Source organism: Bradyrhizobium sp. CCBAU 25338, from assembly GCF_028128965.1.
GTDB classification, from domain to species: Bacteria; Pseudomonadota; Alphaproteobacteria; order Rhizobiales; family Xanthobacteraceae; genus Bradyrhizobium; species Bradyrhizobium liaoningense.
In genome coordinates, this window is record NZ_LFKY01000003.1 from 421,084 (window position 1) to 443,592 (window position 22,509).

Consider the following 22,509-nt stretch of genomic DNA (forward strand, 5'->3'; position numbering starts at 1 on the left):
CTGCATTGTGAGCAATGGCTCGCGTCAGGCAAGGGCGCGGGCGCCCCTGTTACATAGTGTTACACGAGGCCGACAAAGCCATAACAATCGTTTCGTCCCGGCAATGCGCCGCAGACGCGGCCCGACCAGTCTCCTCCCCATGGCTCCCGCTTACGGCAGCCCCATCAGGAGACGACGACCATGACCAAGTTCTTCCTTGCCTCCCTCGTCATCGGCGGCCTGTCGCTCGCCGCGGCGGCCGACGCCAATGCCTGGACGCGGTCGGCGACGGCGACCGGGCCGCGCGGCACTTCCCACGTCACCGCGACGGGAAGCTGCGCCTACGGCAGCTGCACGCGCAGCGTGACGCGCACCGGTCCCGCCGGCAACACCTACACCCGCACCGGCACGATCTCGCGCTGAGCGGGCCGGACCGTCGCCGCATCTGCCCCGGGCGGCGACGGTCTATCGAAACAGACCAGAAAGGATCCGTACCGTGCCATCGATCTTCCGTGTCCTGCCGCAAGCCGCGGCCATCGTCGCCCTCGGCGCCTCGACCTCCGCGTCCGCCCAGAGCCAGCTGCAAACGCAGATCACGCCGCAGATGCGCAGCGAAGCGCGCACGGTCATGCAGGCCTGCCGCACCGATCATGAGAGCCTTTGCAGCAACGTCGCGCCGGGCGGCGGACGCATCCTGACCTGCCTGCAATCCCATGCCGGCAAGCTCACCTCGTCCTGCGCACAGGCATTGCCCCGTGCGCAGGCGCTAAGGGGCAGCGCCGTCACCACCGGCGTCGCCCCGAAATAGGAGGGCACCGTGGCTTATGCTTCTCTCCTGCTCGCCCAACGCTCCGGTACGTGGTCCTGGCGACGGCGATCGGCCTGATGCTGCTCGAATACGGCATCGGCCGGCTTGCCCATCGCGAGACCCACGACTGGCGCGAGAGCGTTGCCTCTTTCGGCGTGGCCCTCGGACAGAACCTGCTGCGCGCGGTCGAGGCAGGCATGCTCGCGATGCCGTTCGCCTTTCTTTACGAGCACCGCCTGTTCGACTTCGCGCAGACCGGTCCGCTCGCGCTCGCAGGATTATTCCTGGGCAGCGAGTTCCTGTATTATTGGCAGCATCGCGCCTCGCATCGCATTCGCTGGATGTGGGCGACGCATGCAGTGCATCACTCGACGACGCGACTGAATTTGACTGCGGCGATCCGGCTCGGCTGGACTGGAAACGTCTCGGGCAACTTCCTGTTCTTCCTGCCACTGGCGCTGATCGGATTTCATCCGTTCGCGATCGTGGCAATGCTCGGCATCAACCTGCTCTATCAATTCTTCATCCACAGCCAGTTCGGGCCGAAGCTCGGCGTCCTGGAATGGGTGCTCAACACGCCGAGCCACCATCGCGTGCACCATGCCTGCAATGAGCCGTGCCTCGACAAGAACTACGGCGGCATCCTCATCGTGTTCGACCGCCTGTTCGGGACCTTTGCCGAACGGCCCTCCGACCAGCCGCTCCGGTTCGGCCTCGTTGGCGGCGTGCAATCCTTCAACCCGATCCGGATTGCGCTCGGCGAATGGATCGCGATGCTGGGCGACGCCTGGAAGGCACGGGGTGCGGGCGCGAAGCTCCGCGCCCTGTTCGGCCCGCCCGGAGGCTGAGCGCGCGCAGGCGCTCAAATCTTCTGATTGTACTCGCCGACTTCAGGATGCGTGCGCAGCACGCTGTTCACCATCTCGAACATGTCGTGCATGCGCTGCTCGGAGACCGGGCTCTCGACCACGACGACGAGCTCGGGCTTGTTGGAAGAGGCGCGCACCAGGCCCCAGCTGCCGTCCTCGACCGTGACGCGGACACCGTTGACGGTGACGAGATCGCGGATCGCCTGCCCGCCGATCTTGGCGCCCTTCGCCTGCAAGCCTTCGAAGTGCTTCACGACCTTGTCGATGACGCCGTATTTGACCTCGTCGGCGCAATGCGGCGACATGGTCGGCGACGACCAGGTCTTCGGCAGCGCGTTCTTCAGGTCCGCCATCGACTTGCCGGGCGCGCGGTCGAGCATGTCGCAGATCGCGATCGCCGAGACCAGGCCGTCGTCATAGCCGCGTCCATACGGCTTGTTGAAGAAGAAATGGCCGGACTTCTCGAACCCCGCGAGCGCGCCCGTCTCGTTGGTGCGGCGCTTCATGTAGGAATGGCCGGTCTTCCAATAGGCGGTCTTCGCGCCCTGCTTCTGCAGCACGGGATCGGTGATGAAGAGGCCGGTCGATTTCACGTCGACGATGAACTGTGCGTCCTTGTGGATCGCCGACATGTCGCGCGCCAGCATCACGCCGACCTTGTCGGCGAATATCTCCTCGCCGGTGTCGTCCACGACGCCGCAGCGGTCGCCATCGCCGTCGAAGCCGAGGCCGACATCGGCCTTGTGATGCAGCACCGCGTCGCGGATCGCGTGCAGCATCTCCATGTCCTCGGGGTTCGGATTGTATTTCGGGAAGGTATGGTCGAGCTCGGTATCGAGCGGGATCACCTCGCAGCCGATGGCCTCCAGCACCTGCGGCGCAAATGCGCCGGCGGTGCCGTTGCCGCAGGCCGCGACCACCTTGAGCTTTCGGGTCAGCTTCGGTCGGGAGGTGAGGTCGGCGATGTAGCGCGCCGGATAATTCTCGTGAAACTGGTAGGAGCCACCAACCTTGTTCTTGAACTCGGCATTGAGAACGATTTCTTTCAACCGCGTCATCTCGTCGGGGCCGAAGGTCAGCGGGCGGTTGGCGCCCATCTTCACGCCGGTCCAGCCATTGTCGTTGTGCGAGGCCGTGACCATGGCGACGCAGGGCACGTCCAAGTCGAACTGCGCGAAATAGGCCATCGGCGTCACCGCAAGGCCGATGTCATGCACCTTGCAACCCGCAGCCATCAGGCCGGAGATCAGCGCGTATTTGATCGAGGCCGAATAGCCGCGGAAATCATGACCGGTGACGATCTCCTGCCTGACGCCGAGTTCGGCGATCAGCGCGCCCAGCCCCATGCCGAGCGCCTGCACACCCATCAGGTTGATTTCCTTCTGGAACAACCAGCGCGCGTCGTACTCGCGAAAGCCCGTCGGCTTCACCATCGGCTCGGATTCGAAGGCGTATGTGTTGGGCAGCAATACGGATTTCGGCTTCGGGAACATTGAGACGGTCTCGTGAAAGGGGGGCAGGATTTGCTGCAGCCTTAGCGAATGCCCGGCCGCAACGAAAGGCGGGAATGAAGGCTTATGGCCGATAATTGCGGCAGATTGGTAACGAAGCAGGGCTCGCGGCGCGATATAGATGTCTGACCAGAACGAGCTAACTCTGGGGCCGTGCAAGCTCCTCTTCAAGGACCTCCTTGAGAGGCGGCAGAGCCTGCTGAACAGTCTCCCAGACGAGATGGGCTGCAACGTCCTCATAATTATGTCGATAGACGTTGCCCGCCGCCGCCATCTGCCTCCAGGCTATCGTCGGATGTCTCGATTTCACATCATCGGGCAGGCGGCGAGATGCCTCCGAAATAATCTCCAGGCATCGTGTAACCGCATAGACCGTCCGCAGGTCCGAAGCGAAAGCATTGCGATCAAGGCCTGCGGCGAACTGGATCGCCAAATCGAGGTGATGCAGGATGTCCTGGAGAATCCCGCCGACGCGATCAGAAGGCATAGATTGCGTCGGCCGTGGCGGCGGGAGCGACGTATGATTTCAGAGCGTCGCGGTTGATGACGTCAACGGGCTCGTCAAACAGCCTGGCAATATACTCCTTGAGCTCGACATAATCGAAGACCGTGATCCGCGCATCGGGATCGATCTCGACCATGATATCGAGATCGCTGCCGGAATGATTTTCACCCCTCGCCACCGACCCGAACAACGCGGCATGCACAACGCCCCGCTGGCGCAGGGCAGGCTCGAACTGTCGCAGAATCGCTATCGCATCGGGGCCGTTCATGGATGGAATATAGCACCCCGCCCGCCCCGGCGGGAGGCCTTCCTTCGGGAGCGACAGCGAGCCTACTGCTCCAGCACCATCTGGCCGTTGGAATATTCGAATCGCTTCAGGCGCGACAGGAAGGAGAGACCGAGCAGGTTCTCCGACAACGCCGCATCCGGCAGCACCATGGCATCGACGTCGCGCACGATGAGGCCGCCGACGTCGAGCATGGCGATACGGGTGCGCGCGGCCTTGATGGTGCCGTTGGCCGTGGAGACGGTGGCGGTGTACTCGCCGCGCGAGGGACGCAGGCCGAAGCGGGCGGCCGAGGTCTCGTTCAGCGCAACGACGGAGGCGCCGGTGTCGATCATGAAGCCGATGCGCTGGCCGTCGATCCGGCCCTCGGTCTGGAAATGACCGCGGCCGTCGCGCGAAATGCCGAGGCTGCGGCCGCCGGCCGGGGCCGTGGAGGCAACGGCCACCGTCGTGCGGGGGACCGAGGTGGCGGAGGCGGAGCTCATCTTGTCCGCCATCTGGGCCATGAAGGTGCCGAGGCCGATCATCACGGCCGCGAAGATCATAATGTTACGCATCACACCACTTCCGAGCCGGAAAGCTCGATTTCATCACGCAGCGTGCCCGGCGGCGAGCGAAGCCGCGGTCAGAGCGCTGCTATTTTGACGAAAAGCATGAGCGGACGGTTAATGCGCGATCGAACTTTCACGTCCCGCGCGGCTTTGCCCGCCTTGTCGGCACTGCGTTCGCCGGATCGTCCGGCCAGGGGTGGCGCGGGTAACGGCCGCGCAGGTCGGAGCGTACGGCGGCGTAGCTGCCGCGCCAGAAACCGGGGAGATCCCGCGTCACCTGCACCGGGCGCTGCGCTGGCGACAGCAATTCCAGCACCAGCGGCACCTTGCCCGCGGCGATCGAGGGATGGGTGTTGAGGCCGAACAACTCCTGGAGCCGCACCGCGATGGTCGGCCCCTGCTCGGCCTCGTAATCGATCGCGAGCGCGCTTCCGGTCGGCGCTTCGAAATGGGTCGGCGCCTCCCGATCGAGCCGCGCGCGCATGTCCCAAGGCAGCAGCGCCATCAACGCGTCGGAGAGATCGCCCGCTGAGATGTCCTTGAGCGCGATCTTGTCGTAGAGCGCCGGCACCAGCCAATCCTCGCGCCGCGCGATCAACCCCGCGTCGGAGAGGTCGGGCCAGCGCTCGCCCTCGGCCTTGCGCAGGAACATCACGCGGTCGCGCCATTGTTTTGCGGTCTTCGACCAGGGCAGCCGGTCGAGACCTGCGGCGATCAACCCATCGGCAAGGATGCGCGCGGTCTCCTCGGAGGGCGACACGGCAAGTGTCGCCTCGGACAGCGTGATCGCATGCAGCGCGCGCCTGCGCCGCGCGCGCAGCGCCAACGCGCCGCGATCAAACGAGATCTCGTCGGCGGTCTCGATATGCTCGGCGAAATGCCGCTCGATCTCGTCCTCGGAGATTTGCGCGGCGAGCAGGATGCGTCCGCTCGCCGCCGTCCCCGTCATCTCGCCGATCGCGATGTAGGGCGCGCGGGCGAGCGACGAGGTCTGCTCGACCGAAGCGCCACGGCCGTTGGCCAGCACGAAACTGCCATTGCCGCGATTGCGCGCGACACGGTCCGGAAAGGCATAGGCGAGCATCAGGCCGGTCGAGAGATCCTCGTGCTGCCCCGCCTTCTCCGATGCCGCGACCTGCGAGGCCCAGCGCCGCGCCAGGTCGCGCGCGCTGGACGCACGCGGCGAGCGGTCACGGCGGAACTGGTCCCGCCGGTGTTCGAGATCGACACTGTCGCCGCCGAGCCCACGCTCGGTGATGATGGCGGCGATCTCGGCGGCGGCCTCGCCGCTGCCTGCACGATGCGAATCCACGATCATGCGCGCCAGCCGCGGCGGCAGCGCCAGCGAACGCAGGCTCTTGCCCTCTGCGGTAATGCGGCCGTCGCCATCGAGCGCGTTGAGCTCGGACAGCAGGTTTTTTGCTTCCTTCCAGGCCGGCTGCGGCGGCGGGTCGAGGAACGACAATGCGCCGAGATCAGTGACGCCCCATTGCGCGAGATCTAGCACCAGCGACGACAGATCGGCGCTGAGGATTTCCGGCTGAGTGTAGGGCGCAAGCGAGGCCGTCTGCGGCTCGTCCCAGAGCCGGTAGCAGACACCGGGCTCGGTGCGGCCGGCGCGGCCGCGACGCTGGTCCACCGCCGCGCGCGAGGCGCGCACGGTCTCGAGCCGGGTCAAGCCGATGTCGGGCTCGTAACGCGGCACGCGGGCGAGACCGGAATCGACCACGATGCGCACGCCTTCGATCGTGAGCGAGGTCTCGGCGATCGAGGTTGCCAGCACCACCTTGCGCGTGCCCCTGGGCGCCGGTGCGATGGCGCGATCCTGCACGGCGGCATCGAGCGCCCCGAACAGCGGCACGATCTCGATGGAGGCGTCGTGCACGCGCTCACCGAGGAAGTTCTGGGTGCGGCGGATTTCGGCGGCGCCCGGCAGGAACGCCAGAACCGAGCCGCTGTCGGCGCGCAGCGCCGACGCAATCGCATCCGCCATCTGCCGTTCGATCGGCGCGTCGGCCTTGCGACCGAGATAGCGCGTCTCGACCGGAAACGCGCGGCCCTCGCTTTCGACGACGGGCGCATCGCCGAGCAATTTGGCCACGCGCGCGCCGTCGAGCGTGGCCGACATCACTAGGATGCGGAGATCCTCGCGTAGGCCGGTTTGCGCATCGCGCGCCAGCGCGAGGCCGAGATCGGCATCGAGCGAGCGCTCGTGGAATTCATCGAACAGGATTGCGGCAACACCCGAGAGCTCGGGATCGTCGAGGATCTGGCGAGTGAAGATGCCTTCGGTCACCACCTCGATGCGCGTGGCGCGCGAGATCTTCGAGCCGAAGCGGACGCGATAACCGACGGTCTCGCCGGCGCGCTCGCCGAGCGATTTGGCCATGCGATCGGCGCTGGCCCGCGCCGCGATGCGCCGCGGCTCCAGCACGATGATCTTCTTATCCTTCGCCCAGGGCGCATCCAGCAGCGCCAGTGGCACCCGCGTGGTCTTGCCGGCGCCGGGCGGCGCCACCAGCACAGTGGCGTTGTTGGCCTCCAGCGTGCGCGACAAATCGTCGAGCACGGCATCGATTGGGAGGGGCGTGTCGAAGCTGCGGGGCAAGGTCTATCCACTCGTCATGCCCGGCCGTCGTGCCGGGCATCCACGTTCTTTCAGGCGAGAGTGAACAAGACGTGGATGGCCGGGACAAGCCCGGCCATGACGGCTTCTTTCAACGAGAAATGCAGCTATCAGCCCTGCACAGGGGGCCGGCCGACGCTCTCGTAGGTGAAGCCGGCGGCTTCCATGTCTTCGGGGCGATAGATGTTGCGGAGATCGACGAGGACCGGCTGCGCCATGGTCTTCTTCAACCGATCGAAATCGAGCGCGCGGAACTGCACCCATTCGGTGACGATGACGAGCGCATCCGCGCCTTCCGCGCAGGAATAAGCGTCCTCGCAGTAGGTGATGTTGGGCAGCTCACTCTTTGCCTGCTCCATGCCGACGGGATCGAACGCCTTGACGGTCGCGCCCATGTCGATCAGGCCTGTCACCAGCGGGATCGACGGCGCGTCGCGCATGTCGTCGGTGTCGGGCTTGAAGGTGAGGCCGAGCACGGCGATGGTCTTGCCGCGCAGCGAGCCGCCGAGCGCCTGGCTCACTTTCCGCGCCATCGCACGCTTGCGGTTCTCGTTGACCGCCAGCACGGATTCGACGATGCGCAAGGATACGTCGTAGTCCTGCGCGATCTTGATCAAGGCCTTGGTGTCCTTCGGGAAGCACGAGCCGCCGAAGCCGGGGCCTGCATGCAGGAATTTTGTGCCGATGCGGTTGTCCAAGCCAATGCCGCGCGCGACCTCCTGGACGTTGGCGCCGGCTTTTTCCGAGAGATCGGCGATCTCGTTGATGAAGGTGATCTTGGTCGCCAGGAACGCGTTGGCGGCGTATTTGATCATCTCGGCGGTGCGGCGCTCGGTGAACATCAGCGGCGCCTGGTTCAACGACAGCGGGCGGTAGATATCGCCCATCACCTTGCGGCCGCGCTCGTCGGAGGTGCCAACCACGATGCGGTCGGGGAACTTGAAGTCGCGGATCGCCGCGCCCTCGCGCAGGAACTCGGGGTTCGAGGCGACCACGACGTCGGCCGCGGGGTTCGTCTCGCGGATGATGCGCTCGACCTCGTCGCCGGTGCCGACCGGCACTGTCGACTTCGTCACCACGACGGTGAAGCCGGTGAGCGCTTGCGCGATCTCGCGGGCGGCGGCGTAGACGTAGGACAGGTCGGCGTGGCCATCGCCGCGGCGCGAGGGCGTGCCGACCGCGATGAACACGGCATCGGCATCCGCGACCGGCTTGGTGAGATCGGTGGTGAAGTCCAGCCGCTTGGCCCTGACGTTCGTCGCGACCAGTTCGTCGAGGCCGGGCTCGTAGATCGGGATCTCACCGCGATGAAGCGCCGCGATCTTCTTCTCGTCCTTGTCGACGCAGGTGACGTCGTGGCCGAAATCCGCAAAGCAGGCTCCGGAAACCAGTCCCACATAACCCGTGCCGATCATCGCGATGCGCATGAAAAATCCTCCCAGCTTGGTTAACGGAAGCCCAATTCGCGGCGGTTTAGCATTTTCCCGAGGTCATGGAACAGTCCGGATGCAAAAACCGGCCCGCGATTTGAACGGGTAAAGAAGTCGGAAACCACTGGGCTCCAAACTGCCCCGCACCCATACAGGGACGGGCGGAACACGCCTCGAAAGGGGACATCATGGCACGATCAGGCACAATCGCGGCGGCCAGCCTTTCCAAGGCCCCTTCCGCCGCGCGTGTCGACTGGGTCGACTACGCCAAGGGCATCTGCATCGTCATGGTCGTGATGATGCATTCGGTGCTGGGGGTCGAGCTCGCGGCCGGCCAGACCGGTTTCATGCATGTTGCCGTGGCCTTCGCAAAGCCGTTCCGGATGCCGGATTTCTTCCTGATTTCGGGCCTGTTCCTGTCTCTGGTGATCGATCGGGACTGGCGAACCTATCTCGACCGCAAGGTGGTGCATTTCGCTTATTTCTATGTCGTCTGGGTGACAATCCAGTTCGGCTTCAAGGCGCCCGCCTTCGCGGCCGAGACGAGCTGGCGCGACGTCGGCCTCTTGTATCTCGAATCCTTCATCGAGCCGTTCGGCACGCTGTGGTTCATCTATCTGCTGCCGATCTTCTTCGTCGTCACAAAACTGACACGCAAACTCCCGCCGCTCGCGATCTGGCTTCTCGCCGCCGCGCTGGAGACGGCCCGCGTCACGACCGGCTGGACCGTCATCGACGAGTTCTGCGCACGCTTCGTCTATTTCTATTCGGGCTACCTGTTCGCGCCTTACGTGTTCGCCCTGTCGGATCGCGCACGCAGCCATCCCGCGCTGGCGCTCGCAGCGCTCGCAACCTGGGCACTGGTCAATGCCGGCCTCGTCGCGTCGGGGGCCAGCGAATGGAAGCTCGTCTCACTCGTGCTCGGCTTTGCCGGCGCCTGCGCCATCATCACGACGGGTACGCTGCTCGCGCGCGCGCAGTGGCTCAATTTCCTCCGCTTCTGCGGCGAGCATTCGATCGTGATCTACCTCGCCTTCTTCCTGCCGATGGCGGCGACGCGCACGCTGCTGCTGCGCACGGGCGTCATTCCCGACATCGGCACGGTGTCGCTAATCGTCACCATCGCCGGCATGCTCGGCGCGCTGGCGATCTGGCAGGTGGCGCTGCGGCTCAATGCGCGCTTCCTGTTCGAGCGGCCGGATGCATTCTGGATCGCGCCGCGAAAGACGGGACCGGTGTTGCAGGCGGCGGAGTAGCTGTGTCGTCCCGCGAAAGTGGGGCCCATCACCAAAGGGAGAAGTTGCGGCGCGACGCTGGCACTCCGAGTCGTCGCTGAACCACTCCCTGTGGATATGGATCCCGAATCGGCGCTCCGCTTGTCCGGGACGACGAGAGGTGTGGGAATCGCGCCAAAAATCCGCCTCCCGAGGCTGTCAAACTCCGCAAAAACTCATACATTGCGGCCATGCCCAAGACATCGCCGAAGACCACCGCCAAAGCCGACCCCAAGGCCGCGCCCAACGCGGCCGCCGACACCAAGCCCGCTGCTGCCAAAGCTGCTGCCAAGCCGGTTGCGGCGAAGGCGGCCGGCAAGGGCGATCATGTATTCCTGGTCGACGGTTCCTCCTACATCTTCCGCGCCTATCACGCGCTGCCGCCGCTGAACCGGAAATCCGACGGGCTCCAGGTCAATGCCGTGCTCGGCTTCTGCAACATGCTGTGGAAGCTCTTGCGCGAGATGCCCGAGGACAACCGGCCGACGCATCTGGCGATCATCTTCGACAAGTCGGAGATCACCTTTCGCAACAAGATCTATCCGGAGTACAAGGCGCACCGGCCGCCGGCTCCTGACGATCTGATCCCGCAGTTCGCGCTGATCCGCGAAGCCGTGCGCGCCTTTGACCTGCCGTGCCTGGAACAGACCGGCTTCGAGGCCGACGATCTCATTGCGACCTATGTGCGACAGGCCTGCGAGCGCGGTGCCAGCGCCACCATCGTGTCCTCCGACAAGGATCTGATGCAGCTCGTCACCGATTGCGTCACCATGTACGACACCATGAAGGATCGCCGCATCGGCATCCCGGAGGTGATCGAGAAGTTCGGCGTGCCGCCGAACAAGGTGGTCGAGGTGCAGGCCTTGGCCGGCGATTCCACCGACAACGTGCCCGGCGTGCCCGGCATCGGCGTCAAGACCGCAGCGCAGCTGATCACCGAATATGGCGATCTCGACCAATTGTTGTTCCGCGCCGGCGAGATCAAGCAGCCCAAGCGACGCGAGGCGCTGCTCGAGAACGCCGAGAAGGCGCGCATCTCGCGGCAGCTCGTGCTGCTCGACGATAAGGTCGACCTGGAGGTGCCGCTGGACGACCTCGCCGTCCACGAGCCGGACGCGCGCAAGCTGATCGCCTTCCTGAAGGCGATGGAGTTCACGACGCTGACGCGGCGCGTCGCCGAATATGCGCAGATCGATCCCGCCAATGTCGATGCCGACCCTGGCTATGCCAGCGGCGCCAGTGTGTTCACGCCGCTGCCGCCCTCGGACGTCGTGCCCGCACCGGGAACCGGCACACCGGCGCAAGCCGCGCCCGGCAAACCCAACAAGTCGGCAGGCAAGGAAGACAAGGCTGCGAGCCCGAAGGGTGCGCCCATCTCGCTCGCCGCCGCGCGCGAAGAGGCGCTGCGCAAGCTTCCGGTCGATCGCAGCAAATACCAGATCATCAAGACCCTCAAGGAGCTCGACGCCTTCATCGCGCGCATCCATGACGCTGGCCACGTCGCGATCGAGACGAGAGCGAACTCGATCGATCCGATGCAGGCCGACCTCTGCGGCATCGCGCTGGCGCTGGCGCCGAACGAGGCCTGCTACGTGCCGCTGGCGCACAAGCAGTCCGGCGGCGGCGCCGGCCTGTTCGATGCCGGCCTCGCGCCGGACCAGGTCAAGCAGGACGACGCGCTGCAGGCGCTGCGGCCGGTGCTGGAATCGTCTGGCGTCCTCAAGATCGGCTTCGACGTCAAGTTCACCGCCGTGATGCTGGCGCAGCACGGCATCACCCTGCGCAACATCGACGATGCGCTCCTGATCTCCTACGTGCTCGACGCGGGCCGCGGCTCGCACGCGCTGGAATCGCTGTCCGAGCGCTGGTTCGGCCATGCCATGCTGAAGGAAAGCGAGCTGCTCGGCAGCGGCAAGGGCAAGATCACCTTCGACCAGGTGCCGATCGACAAGGCCGCGCCACTGTCGGCCGAAGGCGCCGACGTCGCGTTGCGCGTCTGGCGCGTGCTGAAGCCGCGCCTCGTCGCCGAGCACATGACCGCCGTCTACGAGACCCTGGAGCGACCGCTGGTCGCGGTGCTCGCACGCATGGAGCGGCGCGGCATCTCGATCGATCGTCAGGTCCTGTCGCGGCTCTCCGGCGACTTTGCCCAGACCGCAGCGCGCGTCGAGGCCGAAATCCAGGAGATCGCCGGCGAGCCGGTCAATGTCGGCAGCCCCAAGCAGATCGGCGACATCCTGTTCGGCAAGATGGGATTGCCCGGCGGCACCAAGACGAAAACCGGAGCGTGGTCGACCACCGCGCAGGTGCTGGACGAACTCGCCGAGCAGGGCCACGACTTCCCCAAGAAGATTCTGGAGTGGCGCCAGGTCTCCAAGCTGAAATCGACCTACACCGACGCGCTGCCGACCTATGTCAACCCGCAGACCCATCGCGTGCACACGACTTACGCCCTGGCCGCGACCACGACGGGCCGGCTGTCGTCCAACGAGCCGAACCTTCAGAACATTCCGGTGCGCACCGAGGATGGCCGCAAGATCCGCCGTGCCTTCATCGCCGCGCCGGGACACAAGCTGGTTTCCGCCGACTATTCGCAGATCGAGCTGCGGCTGCTCGCCGAGATCGCCGACATTCCCGTGTTGAAGCAGGCGTTCCGCGACGGCCTCGACATTCACGCCATGACCGCGTCGGAAATGTTCGGCGTGCCGATCAAGGGCATGCCGAGCGAGATCCGCCGCCGCGCCAAGGCGATCAATTTCGGCATCATCTACGGCATCTCGGCGTTTGGCCTCGCCAACCAGCTCGGCATCGCGCGCGAAGAGGCCTCGGCCTACATCAAGAAGTATTTCGAGCGCTTCCCCGGCATCCGCGCCTATATGGACGAGACGCGCGACTTCTGCCGAAACCACGGCTACGTCACCACGCTGTTTGGCCGCAAGTGCCACTACCCCGACATCAAGGCCTCCAACGCCTCGGTGCGCGCCTTCAACGAGCGCGCCGCGATCAACGCGCGGCTCCAGGGCACCGCCGCCGACATCATCCGCCGCGCCATGACGCGCGTGGAGGATGCGCTGGCCACAAAGAAGCTGTCGGCGCAGATGCTGCTCCAGGTGCATGACGAATTGATCTTCGAGGTGCCCGACGCCGAGGTCGAGGCGACGCTTCCCGTCGTGCAGCACGTGATGCAGGATGCGCCGTTCCCGGCCGTGCTGCTCTCGGTGCCGCTCCATGTCGATGCGCGCGCCGCGAACAATTGGGACGAGGCGCATTGAGGCGATTCGCCTCGCCGAACTCAATTGTCCTCCGAGCAATTGCGTGATGGCATCGGGACCGCTGCGCATATTAGAACCGTTGCGTCCTCCGCACCGGTTCAGCCATGCCCCACATTTCCGCCCTGCTCGGCTTTGCCCTGGTCAGCCTTGGCCTCGTGCTTACGCCGGGACCGAACATGATCTATCTGATCTCGCGCTCGATCACGCAGGGGCCGGCGGCCGGCATCGTCTCGCTCGGCGGCGTGGCGCTCGGCTTCGTGTTCTACATGCTGTGCGCGGCGTTCGGCATCACGGCGCTCTTGCTCGCCATTCCGTTCGCCTATGACGCGCTGCGCTTTGCCGGCGCCGGATATCTGCTGTGGCTCGCTTGGCAGGCGGTGAAGCCGGGCGGGCGCTCGCCGTTCCAGGTGAAAAAGCTCGCGGTCGACAGCCCGCGCAAATTGTTCGCGATGGGCTTCGTCACCAACCTGCTCAACCCGAAGATCGCGATGCTTTATCTCGCGCTGCTGCCGCAGTTCATCGATCCCGCCGCCGGCAGCGTGCTGGCGCAGTCGGTGGCGTTAGGGGCAATCCAGATCGCGATCAGCGTCAGCGTGAATGCGATGATCGCGCTCGCGGCGGGATCGATCGCGTTGTTCCTGGCCAAACGGCCGAGCTGGATGCTGGTGCAGCGCTGGCTGATGGGCACGGTGCTGGCCGGGCTCGCGGTGCGGATGGCGGTGGAAGCGAAGAAGGTGTGAGGGTTACTGTCATGCCCCGGCCTTGACCGGGGCATCCAGTACGCCGCGGCCTCTCGACTCAATCACCGCCGTCTCTGGAATACTGGGTCGCCCGGTCGAGCCGGGCGACGACAGCGTCAGCTCAATCCAGCTTCGCTTCCATCCCGCGCTTCACCGCCGGGCGCGCCATCAGCGCCTCGTACCAGCGCTTGACGTTGGGGAAGTCGGCCAGATCAACCTTGTGGCGAGGGTGGCGCCAGGCCCAGCCCAGGATGGCAAAATCGGCAATCGAGAGCTCGCCGGCGACGAAGTCGCGCCCCTCAAGCCGCCGGTCGAGCACGCCGTAGAGCCGGCGCGTCTCCGCCATGAAGCGCTTCAGGCCGTAAGCGCGATCCTGCTCATTCTCCAGCGCGATGAAATGGTGCACCTGGCCCGGCATCGGGCCGAAGCCGCCCATCTGCCACATCAGCCATTCGTAGACGGGAATCCGCTCGCTCAGCGATTTCGGCAGGAATTTGCCGGTCTTTTCGCCGAGATAAAGCAGGATCGCGCCTGATTCGAAGATGCTCACGGGCTTGCCGTCGGGCCCCTCGGGATCGACGATCGCGGGAATCTTGTTATTGGGGGAGAGCTTGAGGAACTCGGGCGCCATCTGCTCGCCCTTGGTGATGTTCACCGGGATCACCTTGTAGGGCAGCCCCATTTCCTCCAGCGCGACCGAGATCTTGCGGCCGTTCGGCGTGTTCCAGGTGTACAGCTCGATGGTCATTCCGTTTCCTTCCCCAGGAGGCTTGCCCCCTCAACTACTCTAGAAGGTTGCACCCCCACAACCGGCGGTCCGGGATGGTCGATCCCTGTTGACGGGAGGCGCCCCCTCTGGAATGTCGCGACTGTGCCGGATAAATTCCGCCTCCACCAAAGACGCTGTTCGAGGGACCGCCGTGTCGAAATCTGCCTCCCGCGCCCGCCTGTTCGAAATCATCCGCCGGCGCTCATTCGGCCGCGGCGAGGTGACGCTCGCGTCGGGCCGCAAGAGCGATTTCTATTTCAACCTCAAGCCGACCATGCTCGACCCTGAAGGCGCGACGCTGCTCGCCGAGCTGACCTATGAGGCGCTCAAGGACGACCAGCTCGATTTCATCGGTGGGCTCGAGATGGGCGCCGTGCCGCTCGCCGGCGCGCTGGCGCAGATCTCCTGGATCAAGGGCCATCCGATCGCGGCCTTCTTCGTGCGCAAGAAGCCGAAAGAGCACGGTGCCAAGCTCGCGATCGAAGGCCTGCCCAAGGGCGAGACGCTGGCGGGCAAACGCGTGGTGATCGTCGAGGACGTCACCACCACGGGCGGTTCGGCGATGAAGGCGGTGGAATCGGTGCGCGAGACCGGCGCCAATGTGGTGCTGGTGCTCACCATGGTCGACCGCGAGGAAGGCGCCACCGACACCTTCGGTGCGGCCGGCCTGCCGTTCCGCTCGCTGTACAAGGCGTCGGAGTTCCTGAAGGCGTAAGAGGACGAGGTATTCTCCGCCGACATGCCCGAGCGTGCCCCGGGAGCAACGCCGTCCGTGAAAGCTGCGCGCGGCCATAAAGAGATCACCGCCTCGTCTTGAAACCGCCTCCACGCAACAGCTCATTTACCATCGCGCATTACGGTGAATCGTGTGCTGGAGACCTCGAGGGTCCTGGCCGGTTCCATAGCGTCGGGTGGAGTGAGCCGTGCGTACAGAGTTGTCCCATACGCAGCGTCGCGCGATGCTCGCAGCCGTCATGGTTGCGGTTCCCATGCTTGCGGCCCCGGCCCCGGTTTCGGCCGAAGGCCTGTTCGACTTCCTGTTCGGCGGAATGCAGCGGCCGCAGCCACAGCAACCGAACTCCAACTCCGATCCCTTCACAGGCCAGCAGAATCCGCAATATGTACCGCCGACACGCTCGGCCGCAGCCGGCGGCTCGGGCCCGGCTTTCTGCGTGCGCAGCTGCGATGGCAAATATTTCCCGCTGATGCGAGGCATGGTCTCACCAGCGCAGATGTGTCAGGCTTTCTGCCCCGCCACCGCCACGAAGGTCTATTTTGGGTCCAGCATCGACGGCGCCTATTCACAGACCGGCGAGCGCTACGCCGACAGCGAGAACGCGTTCGCCTATCGCAAGGCGCTGCGCGCCGACTGCACCTGCAACGGACGTGATCCGGTCGGCCTCGCCCCGGTCGATCTTGCGCTGGATTCGTCGCTGAAGGCCGGCGACGTGATTGCCACCACCGACGGCCTCGTCGCCTATACCGGCATCCGCGTCGGGAACGACCAGGCCGCGGACTTCACCCCGGTTGCCTCCTATCCCGGCCTCACCGCCCAGGTCCGCGCGCGCCTCGGCGAGATGAAAGTGGCGCCGGTGCGGGCAGAGACGGTGTCGACGGACGCCCCGGCCCCCGCCGAGATCGTGCGCGAGGTGCTGCCTGACGTGACGGTGCCAAAGACGGCCGCCAAGCCGGCGAAGCGCGCGGAGCTGGATTGATCTCGTGTCCCGGACGGCAGCGCCTTGTCCGGGGCACGGCCGTCACCTGCTGATAATCACCCCGATCACGTTCGGCGCTGCCAGATATTTCTCCTCGATCGCCGCGCGCGCGGCGGCGCGGTTTTCCGGCGTCAAGAGGCCGCGCTTCTCGGCCAAAATCATCCAGCAAAAGCCCCACCAATCGGTCAGCATGCCCGCTTCGTCGACAAGGTCGTAACCCTGCTCGGCCGCGAAGATGCGCGCATGGGCCTCGTCCAGCGTGTCGAGAAACAAATGGTCCTCGGTCGAGAACAGATCGTCGCTGATGTCGTCGATGGTGTAGCCCCAGATCGACTGGCACACCGCGTTGAATTCGCGATCGAACTGGTCGTCATCGACGGCGTAGCGCCGGGCCGCCTGATGCAGCCGTGACAGCGAGCGCGCGAAATCGGCGATCCGGGTAAGGGCAAATTGGTCGAAGGCAACGGTGGACATGTAGTCCTCGCAAAGTCGGACAGACGCTAGATATTGTGTCGGCAAAGCACCGAATCACAATGATATATCAAAGACTTGCTAAAGTGTTCTTAATTTGTTCCAGGGGAATGGTGCGCCGGTCCTGAATGCGGAATTGAAAGGGGCCGCCTCGCAGCGACCCCCTGCCAGTTACAATCTTGTTCGGGATGAGAAATTCCAGCCCCGGCAAGCGTGACGTTAGAACCGGCAACGGGCTCGAGCGATTCCGGAAGAATACTGGATGTAGCGCTGTCCTAATTTGGGCCGGGATCTCAATAACAGCGCGAGGCCGCGATGGCGTGGACCCGACGGTCGCCGAGCAGATGGGCGACGAAGCCGTTCTTCGGAAAGATCCTGGCGAAGGCCGCGTCGCGGATGCTGAGGCCGCCGGCATAGGCGCCGAAGGCGGGCATCACGGCACGCATCCCGTCACTGGCGAAACAGCGGCGCTCCATCGAGCGACCGCGCGCGGAGACGCGCGCCTTCGGATGCAGATGGCCGGCGATCTCGCCGCTTGCGCCGGTCGGCTCGTGGCGGAAGGTGATCGGGCCGATCGTAACTTCGTCCGCGACGGTGCCGCCGAGATCGCGCGGCAGCATGGGATCGTGATTTCCTGAGATCCAGATCCAGTCGCGGCCGCCCTGGAGCGCCGCGACGGCATTGCGATCGTCGGGCGACAGGCGCTCATGCGCGGTGCGGTCATGAAAGCTGTCACCGAGCGCGACGACGATTCGCGGATCGTGGCGGGCGATGACGGCGGCGAGCCGGCCGAGCGTCGCGAAGGTATCGTAAGGCGGCAGCAGCACGCCGCGCATAGCGAAGCTCGAACCCTTTTCCAGATGCAGGTCGGAGACGACGAGCAGCCGCTGCTCTTCCCAGAACAGCGCGCCGGAGAGATCGGCGGCGAAGGTCGCGGTGGAAACATCCAGAGTGCGGGTAGAAGTCAGGGATGGTGCCACATGTTCCGTCATGGCCGGGCTCGTCCCGGCCATCCACGTTCTTGCTGCAGCGAGAAGGACGTGGATGCCCGGGACAAGCCCGGGCATGACGATGTAGATAGAGTTGCGCCCCGAAAATACATTCTTGCCGTTTACGACATCGCCTCTTTGACGAGTTCATCGGCCGCTTCGGCCAGGAGTTCGTCTGCAGCTTCGCCATAGACTGACTCGCGGCCGATTTCCAGCATCACGGGGACGGCCAGCGGGGAGACGCGGTCGAGTTCCCGGTGCGTGATGCGGCCGTGGATTCGGGCCAGCATGTCGCCGAGTCGGCGCAGGTCGAGCAGGCCGGTGGCGGCATCGGCACGCGCGGCGCGCAGCAGCACGTGGTCGGCCTGGTGCTTGCGCAGCACGTCGTAGACGAGATCGGTCGAGAACAGCACCTGACGGCGGCTCTTCTCTTCGCCGGTGTGGCGGCGCGCGATCAGGCCGGAGATGATCGCGCAGTTGCGGAACGTGCGCTTCATCAGCGCGGATTCGGCGAGCCAGGCCTCGAGGTCGTCGCCGAGCATATCGGGGTCGAACAGCGCGTCGAGGTCGATCCTGCCGTCCCGGATCATGAACGAGAGATCGCCGAGCGCCCAGATCGCCACGGCATATTCGTTGGCGACGAAGCCGAGCGGCCGCGCGCGGGCGCGCTCCAGCCGGCGCGTCAGCAGCATGCCGAGGGTCTGATGCGCGAGACGCCCCTCGAAGGGATAGCAGACCAGATAATGCTTGTTGGCGCGTGGAAAGCTCTCGACCAGGAGCTCCCGCACCGCCGGCACGCGCGAGACGTCCTTCTGCAGCGACAGCCAGTCGCGCACCTGCTCCGGCAAGCCACTCCACGCGCGGCCGTCGTCGAGCAGCCGGCGCACGCGCTCGGCGAGATAGGTCGAGAGCGGAAACTTGCCGCCCATATAGGATGGCACCTTCGGGTCCTTGTCATGCGCGCGCGAGACATAGACCTGGTCCTCGACCAGGGTCTCGTAGCGCACCACCTCGCCTGAGAACACGAAGGTATCGCCGGGGCTGAGGCCCTCGATGAAGGCCTCCTCGATCTCGCCGAGCAGCCTGCCGCCGCGCGCGATCACCCCGGTCGAGCCGCCTGCCTTTCCTTGGCCGCCGCCGCGCGAGCGCACCAGCCGCACCTTCAGCATGTCGTCCTCGACGATGGTGCCGACATTCATGCGGTAGCTCTGCCGCACCTTTGGATTGGCGACGCGCCAGCGGCCCTCCTTGTCCTGCTTGATGCGGGCGAAGCGCTCATAGGTTTTCAGCGCGTAACCGCCGGAAGCGACGAAATCGACGACATCGTCGAAATCCTGCCGCGACAGGTCGGCATAGGGCGCGGCCGTGCGAACCTCGGCATACAGATCATCGCTGAGGAACGGCTCGCCGCAGGCGCAGCCGAGCACATGCTGCGCCAGCACGTCGAGGGCGCCCGTGCGCAAGGGCGGCGTGTCCTGCGCGTTCTCGGCGATGGCATCGATGGCGACGCGGCACTCCAGCACCTCGAAGCGGTTGGCCGGCACCAGCACCGCGCGCGAAGCTTCATCGAGGCGGTGATTGGCGCGGCCGATGCGCTGCATCAGGCGCGAGGAGCCCTTGGGCGCGCCGATATTGATGACGAGATCGACATCGCCCCAGTCGACGCCGAGGTCCAGCGAGGAGGTGCAGACCACGCCGCGCAGTCTGCCCGCCGACATGGCGTCCTCGACCTTGCGGCGCTGGGCGACGTCGAGCGAACCGTGATGCAGCGCGATGGCAAGGCCGTCGTCGTTCATGCTCCAGAGATTCTGGAACAGCATCTCGGCCTGGCTACGGGTGTTGACGAAGACCAGCGTGGTCTTGTTCGCCTTGATCAGCTCGTAGATTTCAGGGAGCGCGTGGCGCGCGCTGTGGCCGGCCCAGGGCAGCCGCTCGCGCGTATCGAGCATCTCGACCACGGGCGGCGCGGCACCGCCGGCGACGACGAGATCGGCGGCGGCTTCCTTGCCGTCTGGCTGCGGCACCAGGAAGCGCGCGAGCTGATCCGGCTCGGCCACGGTCGCCGACAGACCGATCGCGCGCATCTGCGGCGCGAGGCGCCAGAGCCGCGCAAGCCCGAGCGAGAGCAGATCGCCGCGCTTGGACGTCACCAGCGCATGCAGCTCGTCGAGCACGATGCGCTTCAGGGAGGAAAACAGGAACGGTGCGTCGTCGGAGGAGAGCAGCAGCGCGAGCTGCTCGGGCGTCGTCAGCAACACGTCCGGCGGGTAGCGCCGCTGCCGTTGCCGCCGCGACACCGGCGTGTCGCCGGTGCGGGTCTCGACCTTGATCGGCAGCGCCATCTCCGCGATCGGCCGCTCCAGATTGCGCGCGATGTCGACGGCGAGCGCCTTGAGCGGCGAGATGTAGAGGGTGTGCAGGCCACCGGCGCGCTGCACGCTGCGGCCGGTGGAGACGAGGTTCTTCTTCGCGCCCGCATCCCGTTCGACCGACTGCGCCGACAGCTCCACCAGCGTCGGCAGAAACCCGGCGAGCGTCTTGCCGGCGCCGGTCGGCGCAATCAGGAGCGCCGAGCGGTCCTCGCGCGCCTTCTCCAGCAGCGCCAGCTGATGCGCGCGCGGCGACCAGCCGCGGGCTGCGAACCACGCCTGAAAGCGATCCGGCAGCAATGCGGCCGGCTCGGCCGATGTTTGGAGGATACGGGGCGGCACAGCATGACAGGTAAGCCGCAGGAGCGGATTCGTCGAGGGGTGGCCCTTCCCGCCTGCGGCGAGAAGGGCACGAGGTCTCATGCCCCGGTCGGCACCTGGTCCAGAAATCCGGTCACGCTGCTGATGCGCCCGTCCTTCAGCACGGCAAAATCGGTGCCCTTGATCGGGCTGTCGGCGCCATCAGGACCAAGTCCCCACGAAAAGCGGATGTGATCGCCGTAGCCGTCGGGCTCGCCGATCAGCTTGAACCTGAAATCGGGAAAGCGCTGCTGCACACCCGCGATCAGCGCCTCGATGCCATCTCGGCCGTCGCCCTTCATCAAGGGATCGACATAGCTCGCATCCGTCGTCCAGCTTTCGCTGAGCAGCTCGCGACGGCGTCCGGCCGTGCGCTCGTTCCAGAGCTCGATGTAACGGTGGGCGATGGTGGTGGGGTCCGTCATGCTGCTCTCCTTCGATGGTGCCGTGTTCGGCCGACCGCCACTCTCGAAGGTTCACGCGCGCCGATCGATTACCTCGGAGATCATGCGCCCACAAAAAATGCAGAAGCGCGACGATGCTCTCATCGCGCTTCTGCCGCATCCCAATGCCGCGAAGACTACTTCGCCGCCGTCACCATGATCTCGACGGTGTATTGCGGGGCAGCCAGCTTGGCTTCGACGGTGGCGCGCGCCGGGGTGTTGCCGGGCAACACCCAGGCGTCCCACACCGCGTTCATCTCGCCGAAGGTCTTCATGTCGGTGATGTAGATCGTTGCCGACAGCAGCTTCGACTTGTCGGTGCCGGCCTTGGCGAGGTGGCCGTCGATGGTCGCCAGGATGTCCTGGGTCTGCTTCGTCACGCTTTCGCCAGCCGCCTTGTTCGCGACGACGCCGGCGAGATAGACGGTGTTGCCGTGCACGACGACCTGGCTCATGCGCGGGCCGGTTTCAAAACGCTGAATGCTCATTGGGGATCTCCTGGTGGAATGGCGGCCCTGTCTAGCCCAGCACCTCGCGCTCTGCCACCCCGGGCACGCATGCGTGGCCGGGCACGCATGCGCCGCGTGCGGCGGATGCGTCACCGCCGATGCGTGCGTCGCTTTAAGGAAACTGGCTGAAGAACGTCCAGATCGTCTCGGCACCGTCGATGTCAGCGTTCTGCGGCCCCAGCAGGCCGGCGGCGACCTTCGGGAAGCGGGCATCCGGAGAAAATCCGGGCACGCGATGGCCACCATGGTTGACACGATAGAGCACGACGTCGTGCCCCCGCGGACAGCGTGAGGAGATCCGCGTGACCGTGGAATGGTCTGCGGGCGCCCTGTCCGGCAAATCAGTCGTCTCGGCGTCATCGGTCTCGCAGCCATTGAGCCTGCGCCAGAATGCCAGCGTCTCGTCGGTCGACCAAAACCCGTCCGCGGCAAAATAGCTCGATCCGCGCCCGCCCTCGTAAGGGACCAGCAGGTCGGCGGTGCCGTTCATGAGCAGCATCGGGACCGGCCGCGACGGATGGCACGTGACGGCGGCCTCGTCGGTGAGATTCATGATCACACTCGCAGCTGCCGCAAACAAATCGGCGCGCGCGCAGGCCATGGTCATCGCCATGGCGCCGCCATTGGAGATGCCGGCGACGAAGACGCGCCTTGCATCGGCCGTGCCGTCGGCCACCAGCTTCTCGACGAGCCTTGCGATGAAGCCGACGTCATCGGTACCCGCCGGTGGTCCGCGCAGGGCGGGCCCCGCCTTCGTTCGCGCGTCCGCCCATGCATTGTTGAGCCCGTCCGGAAAGACCACGGCCAACCCCTCGCGCTTTGCAACCTGCGGCCAGGCCGTCCGCGTGATCATGTCGGCACCACGCTGGGTCTTGCCATGCAGCACGATCACGAGCGGTGCAGGCCTCTTGGCCGGCAGTTGCGCGGTGTAGGAGCGCTTCACGCCATTGACGTCGATCGTATCGGCGGATGCAGCTGAAGCTGCCGCCAATGAAGCGGCCAGCGCCCCGATGCGCATCCATCGCCGCACGAT

At 65.6% G+C, this 22,509-nt stretch carries 22 protein-coding genes; 9 read left to right on the forward strand and 13 right to left on the reverse strand.

All coding sequences use genetic code 11. From position 1 onward, the window contains the following. The first annotated feature begins 180 nt into the window (after positions 1–180). The 3 genes from ACM42_RS07245 (at position 181) to ACM42_RS07255 (ending at position 1,635) form a co-directional block, all read left to right on the forward strand. Positions 181–402 carry a hypothetical protein gene (locus tag ACM42_RS07245; RefSeq protein ID WP_271527239.1) on the forward strand — a complete coding sequence of 74 codons (222 nt, stop codon included), beginning with the start codon at positions 181–183 and terminating at the stop codon, positions 400–402. Positions 403–475: 73 nt separating this feature from the next. Next, positions 476–787, forward strand: a complete 312-nt coding sequence (locus ACM42_RS07250; protein ID WP_271527240.1) for a cysteine rich repeat-containing protein — start codon at positions 476–478, stop codon at positions 785–787. A gap of 50 nt (positions 788–837) precedes the next feature. Further along, positions 838–1,635, forward strand: coding sequence for a sterol desaturase family protein (locus tag ACM42_RS07255; protein WP_271527241.1), 798 nt, complete (start codon positions 838–840; stop codon positions 1,633–1,635). 14 nt (positions 1,636–1,649) lie between these two features. Here the strand turns inward: ACM42_RS07255 and ACM42_RS07260 are convergent, their stop codons facing one another. From ACM42_RS07260 to ACM42_RS07285, 6 genes are all read right to left on the reverse strand, one after another. Beyond that, positions 1,650–3,149 carry a phosphomannomutase/phosphoglucomutase gene (locus tag ACM42_RS07260; protein WP_271527242.1) on the reverse strand — a complete coding sequence of 500 codons (1,500 nt, stop codon included), beginning with the start codon at positions 3,147–3,149 and terminating at the stop codon, positions 1,650–1,652. Positions 3,150–3,306: 157 nt separating this feature from the next. Beyond that, positions 3,307–3,654 (reverse strand): HepT-like ribonuclease domain-containing protein, encoded by a 348-nt coding sequence (locus ACM42_RS07265; protein ID WP_271527243.1) that lies wholly within the window; start codon positions 3,652–3,654, stop codon positions 3,307–3,309. Next, positions 3,644–3,940: a nucleotidyltransferase family protein gene (locus ACM42_RS07270; RefSeq protein ID WP_271527244.1), complete on the reverse strand. Its 297-nt coding sequence runs from the start codon at positions 3,938–3,940 to the stop codon at positions 3,644–3,646. The genes ACM42_RS07265 and ACM42_RS07270 overlap by 11 nt, the downstream gene beginning before the upstream one ends. Positions 3,941–4,002: 62 nt before the next feature. Next, a complete protein-coding gene (locus ACM42_RS07275; RefSeq protein WP_271527245.1) occupies positions 4,003–4,515 on the reverse strand; it encodes a TIGR02281 family clan AA aspartic protease in 513 nt (170 codons plus the stop codon). 127 nt (positions 4,516–4,642) lie between these two features. Then, positions 4,643–7,117: an ATP-dependent helicase HrpB gene (hrpB, locus tag ACM42_RS07280; RefSeq protein WP_271527246.1), complete on the reverse strand. Its 2,475-nt coding sequence runs from the start codon at positions 7,115–7,117 to the stop codon at positions 4,643–4,645. 128 nt (positions 7,118–7,245) lie between these two features. Then, positions 7,246–8,562, reverse strand: a complete 1,317-nt coding sequence (locus tag ACM42_RS07285; RefSeq protein ID WP_271527247.1) for a UDP-glucose dehydrogenase family protein — start codon at positions 8,560–8,562, stop codon at positions 7,246–7,248. A 191-nt stretch (positions 8,563–8,753) separates the two neighbouring features. Between ACM42_RS07285 and ACM42_RS07290 the strand changes: the two genes are divergently transcribed. From ACM42_RS07290 to ACM42_RS07300, 3 genes are all read left to right on the forward strand, one after another. Beyond that, positions 8,754–9,821: an acyltransferase family protein gene (locus ACM42_RS07290; protein ID WP_271527248.1), complete on the forward strand. Its 1,068-nt coding sequence runs from the start codon at positions 8,754–8,756 to the stop codon at positions 9,819–9,821. A 209-nt stretch (positions 9,822–10,030) separates the two neighbouring features. After that, entirely contained in the window at positions 10,031–13,111 is a 3,081-nt protein-coding gene (gene polA / locus ACM42_RS07295; protein WP_271527249.1) for a DNA polymerase I, read from the forward strand. Between the two features lie 104 nt (positions 13,112–13,215). Then, positions 13,216–13,851: a LysE family translocator gene (locus ACM42_RS07300; RefSeq protein ID WP_271527250.1), complete on the forward strand. Its 636-nt coding sequence runs from the start codon at positions 13,216–13,218 to the stop codon at positions 13,849–13,851. 121 nt (positions 13,852–13,972) lie between these two features. Here ACM42_RS07300 and ACM42_RS07305 read toward each other — a convergent pair whose 3' ends face one another. Next, entirely contained in the window at positions 13,973–14,599 is a 627-nt protein-coding gene (locus ACM42_RS07305; RefSeq protein ID WP_061879621.1) for a glutathione S-transferase family protein, read from the reverse strand. 172 nt (positions 14,600–14,771) lie between these two features. Here ACM42_RS07305 and pyrE point away from each other — a divergent pair, with 172 nt between their 5' ends. Next, positions 14,772–15,335, forward strand: coding sequence for an orotate phosphoribosyltransferase (gene pyrE, locus ACM42_RS07310; RefSeq protein WP_027575142.1), 564 nt, complete (start codon positions 14,772–14,774; stop codon positions 15,333–15,335). A 244-nt stretch (positions 15,336–15,579) separates the two neighbouring features. Continuing rightward, on the forward strand, positions 15,580–16,335 hold the full coding sequence (locus tag ACM42_RS07315; RefSeq protein ID WP_271527463.1) for a DUF2865 domain-containing protein: 756 nt from the start codon (positions 15,580–15,582) through the stop codon (positions 16,333–16,335). A 42-nt stretch (positions 16,336–16,377) separates the two neighbouring features. Here ACM42_RS07315 and ACM42_RS07320 read toward each other — a convergent pair whose 3' ends face one another. The 4 genes from ACM42_RS07320 to ACM42_RS07335 form a co-directional block, all read right to left on the reverse strand. Beyond that, entirely contained in the window at positions 16,378–16,809 is a 432-nt protein-coding gene (locus tag ACM42_RS07320) for a hypothetical protein (protein WP_271527251.1), read from the reverse strand. Positions 16,810–17,099: 290 nt separating this feature from the next. After that, positions 17,100–17,798, reverse strand: coding sequence for a ligase-associated DNA damage response endonuclease PdeM (pdeM, locus tag ACM42_RS07325; protein ID WP_271527252.1), 699 nt, complete (start codon positions 17,796–17,798; stop codon positions 17,100–17,102). Positions 17,799–17,917: 119 nt separating this feature from the next. Beyond that, positions 17,918–20,506 (reverse strand): ligase-associated DNA damage response DEXH box helicase, encoded by a 2,589-nt coding sequence (locus ACM42_RS07330; protein WP_271527464.1) that lies wholly within the window; start codon positions 20,504–20,506, stop codon positions 17,918–17,920. Positions 20,507–20,583: 77 nt separating this feature from the next. Further along, positions 20,584–20,949 (reverse strand): nuclear transport factor 2 family protein, encoded by a 366-nt coding sequence (locus ACM42_RS07335; protein ID WP_271527253.1) that lies wholly within the window; start codon positions 20,947–20,949, stop codon positions 20,584–20,586. Between ACM42_RS07335 and ACM42_RS07340 the strand changes: the two genes are divergently transcribed. Beyond that, positions 20,948–21,127, forward strand: a complete 180-nt coding sequence (locus tag ACM42_RS07340) for a hypothetical protein (protein WP_271527254.1) — start codon at positions 20,948–20,950, stop codon at positions 21,125–21,127. The two genes, ACM42_RS07335 and ACM42_RS07340, sit on opposite strands and share 2 nt — an antisense overlap. On the opposite strand, the gene ACM42_RS07345 is transcribed toward ACM42_RS07340, so the two are convergent. Beyond that, entirely contained in the window at positions 21,105–21,455 is a 351-nt protein-coding gene (locus ACM42_RS07345) for a RidA family protein (protein ID WP_271527255.1), read from the reverse strand. The genes ACM42_RS07340 and ACM42_RS07345 overlap by 23 nt on opposite strands. Before the next feature lie 133 nt (positions 21,456–21,588). Then, on the reverse strand, positions 21,589–22,506 hold the full coding sequence (locus ACM42_RS07350; protein WP_271527256.1) for an alpha/beta hydrolase family esterase: 918 nt from the start codon (positions 22,504–22,506) through the stop codon (positions 21,589–21,591). Positions 22,507–22,509 lie beyond the last annotated feature (3 nt).

Excerpts from the sequence above, each read along its gene's own strand:
- ACM42_RS07245 (WP_271527239.1), top strand. The coding sequence starts at position 181 with ATGACCAAGTTCTTCCTTGCCTCCCTCGTCATCGGCGGCCTGTCGCTC.
- ACM42_RS07260 (WP_271527242.1), bottom strand. The coding sequence starts at position 3,149 with ATGTTCCCGAAGCCGAAATCCGTATTGCTGCCCAACACATACGCCTTC.
- ACM42_RS07265 (WP_271527243.1), bottom strand. The coding sequence starts at position 3,654 with ATGCCTTCTGATCGCGTCGGCGGGATTCTCCAGGACATCCTGCATCAC.
- ACM42_RS07270 (WP_271527244.1), bottom strand. The coding sequence starts at position 3,940 with ATGAACGGCCCCGATGCGATAGCGATTCTGCGACAGTTCGAGCCTGCC.
- ACM42_RS07275 (WP_271527245.1), bottom strand. The coding sequence starts at position 4,515 with ATGCGTAACATTATGATCTTCGCGGCCGTGATGATCGGCCTCGGCACC.
- ACM42_RS07285 (WP_271527247.1), bottom strand. The coding sequence starts at position 8,562 with ATGCGCATCGCGATGATCGGCACGGGTTATGTGGGACTGGTTTCCGGA.
- ACM42_RS07290 (WP_271527248.1), top strand. The coding sequence starts at position 8,754 with ATGGCACGATCAGGCACAATCGCGGCGGCCAGCCTTTCCAAGGCCCCT.
- polA (WP_271527249.1), top strand. The coding sequence starts at position 10,031 with ATGCCCAAGACATCGCCGAAGACCACCGCCAAAGCCGACCCCAAGGCC.
- ACM42_RS07300 (WP_271527250.1), top strand. The coding sequence starts at position 13,216 with ATGCCCCACATTTCCGCCCTGCTCGGCTTTGCCCTGGTCAGCCTTGGC.
- ACM42_RS07305 (WP_061879621.1), bottom strand. The coding sequence starts at position 14,599 with ATGACCATCGAGCTGTACACCTGGAACACGCCGAACGGCCGCAAGATC.
- ACM42_RS07315 (WP_271527463.1), top strand. The coding sequence starts at position 15,580 with ATGCTCGCAGCCGTCATGGTTGCGGTTCCCATGCTTGCGGCCCCGGCC.
- ACM42_RS07320 (WP_271527251.1), bottom strand. The coding sequence starts at position 16,809 with ATGTCCACCGTTGCCTTCGACCAATTTGCCCTTACCCGGATCGCCGAT.
- pdeM (WP_271527252.1), bottom strand. The coding sequence starts at position 17,798 with ATGACGGAACATGTGGCACCATCCCTGACTTCTACCCGCACTCTGGAT.
- ACM42_RS07340 (WP_271527254.1), top strand. The coding sequence starts at position 20,948 with ATGCTGCTCTCCTTCGATGGTGCCGTGTTCGGCCGACCGCCACTCTCG.
- ACM42_RS07335 (WP_271527253.1), bottom strand. The coding sequence starts at position 20,949 with ATGACGGACCCCACCACCATCGCCCACCGTTACATCGAGCTCTGGAAC.
- ACM42_RS07345 (WP_271527255.1), bottom strand. The coding sequence starts at position 21,455 with ATGAGCATTCAGCGTTTTGAAACCGGCCCGCGCATGAGCCAGGTCGTC.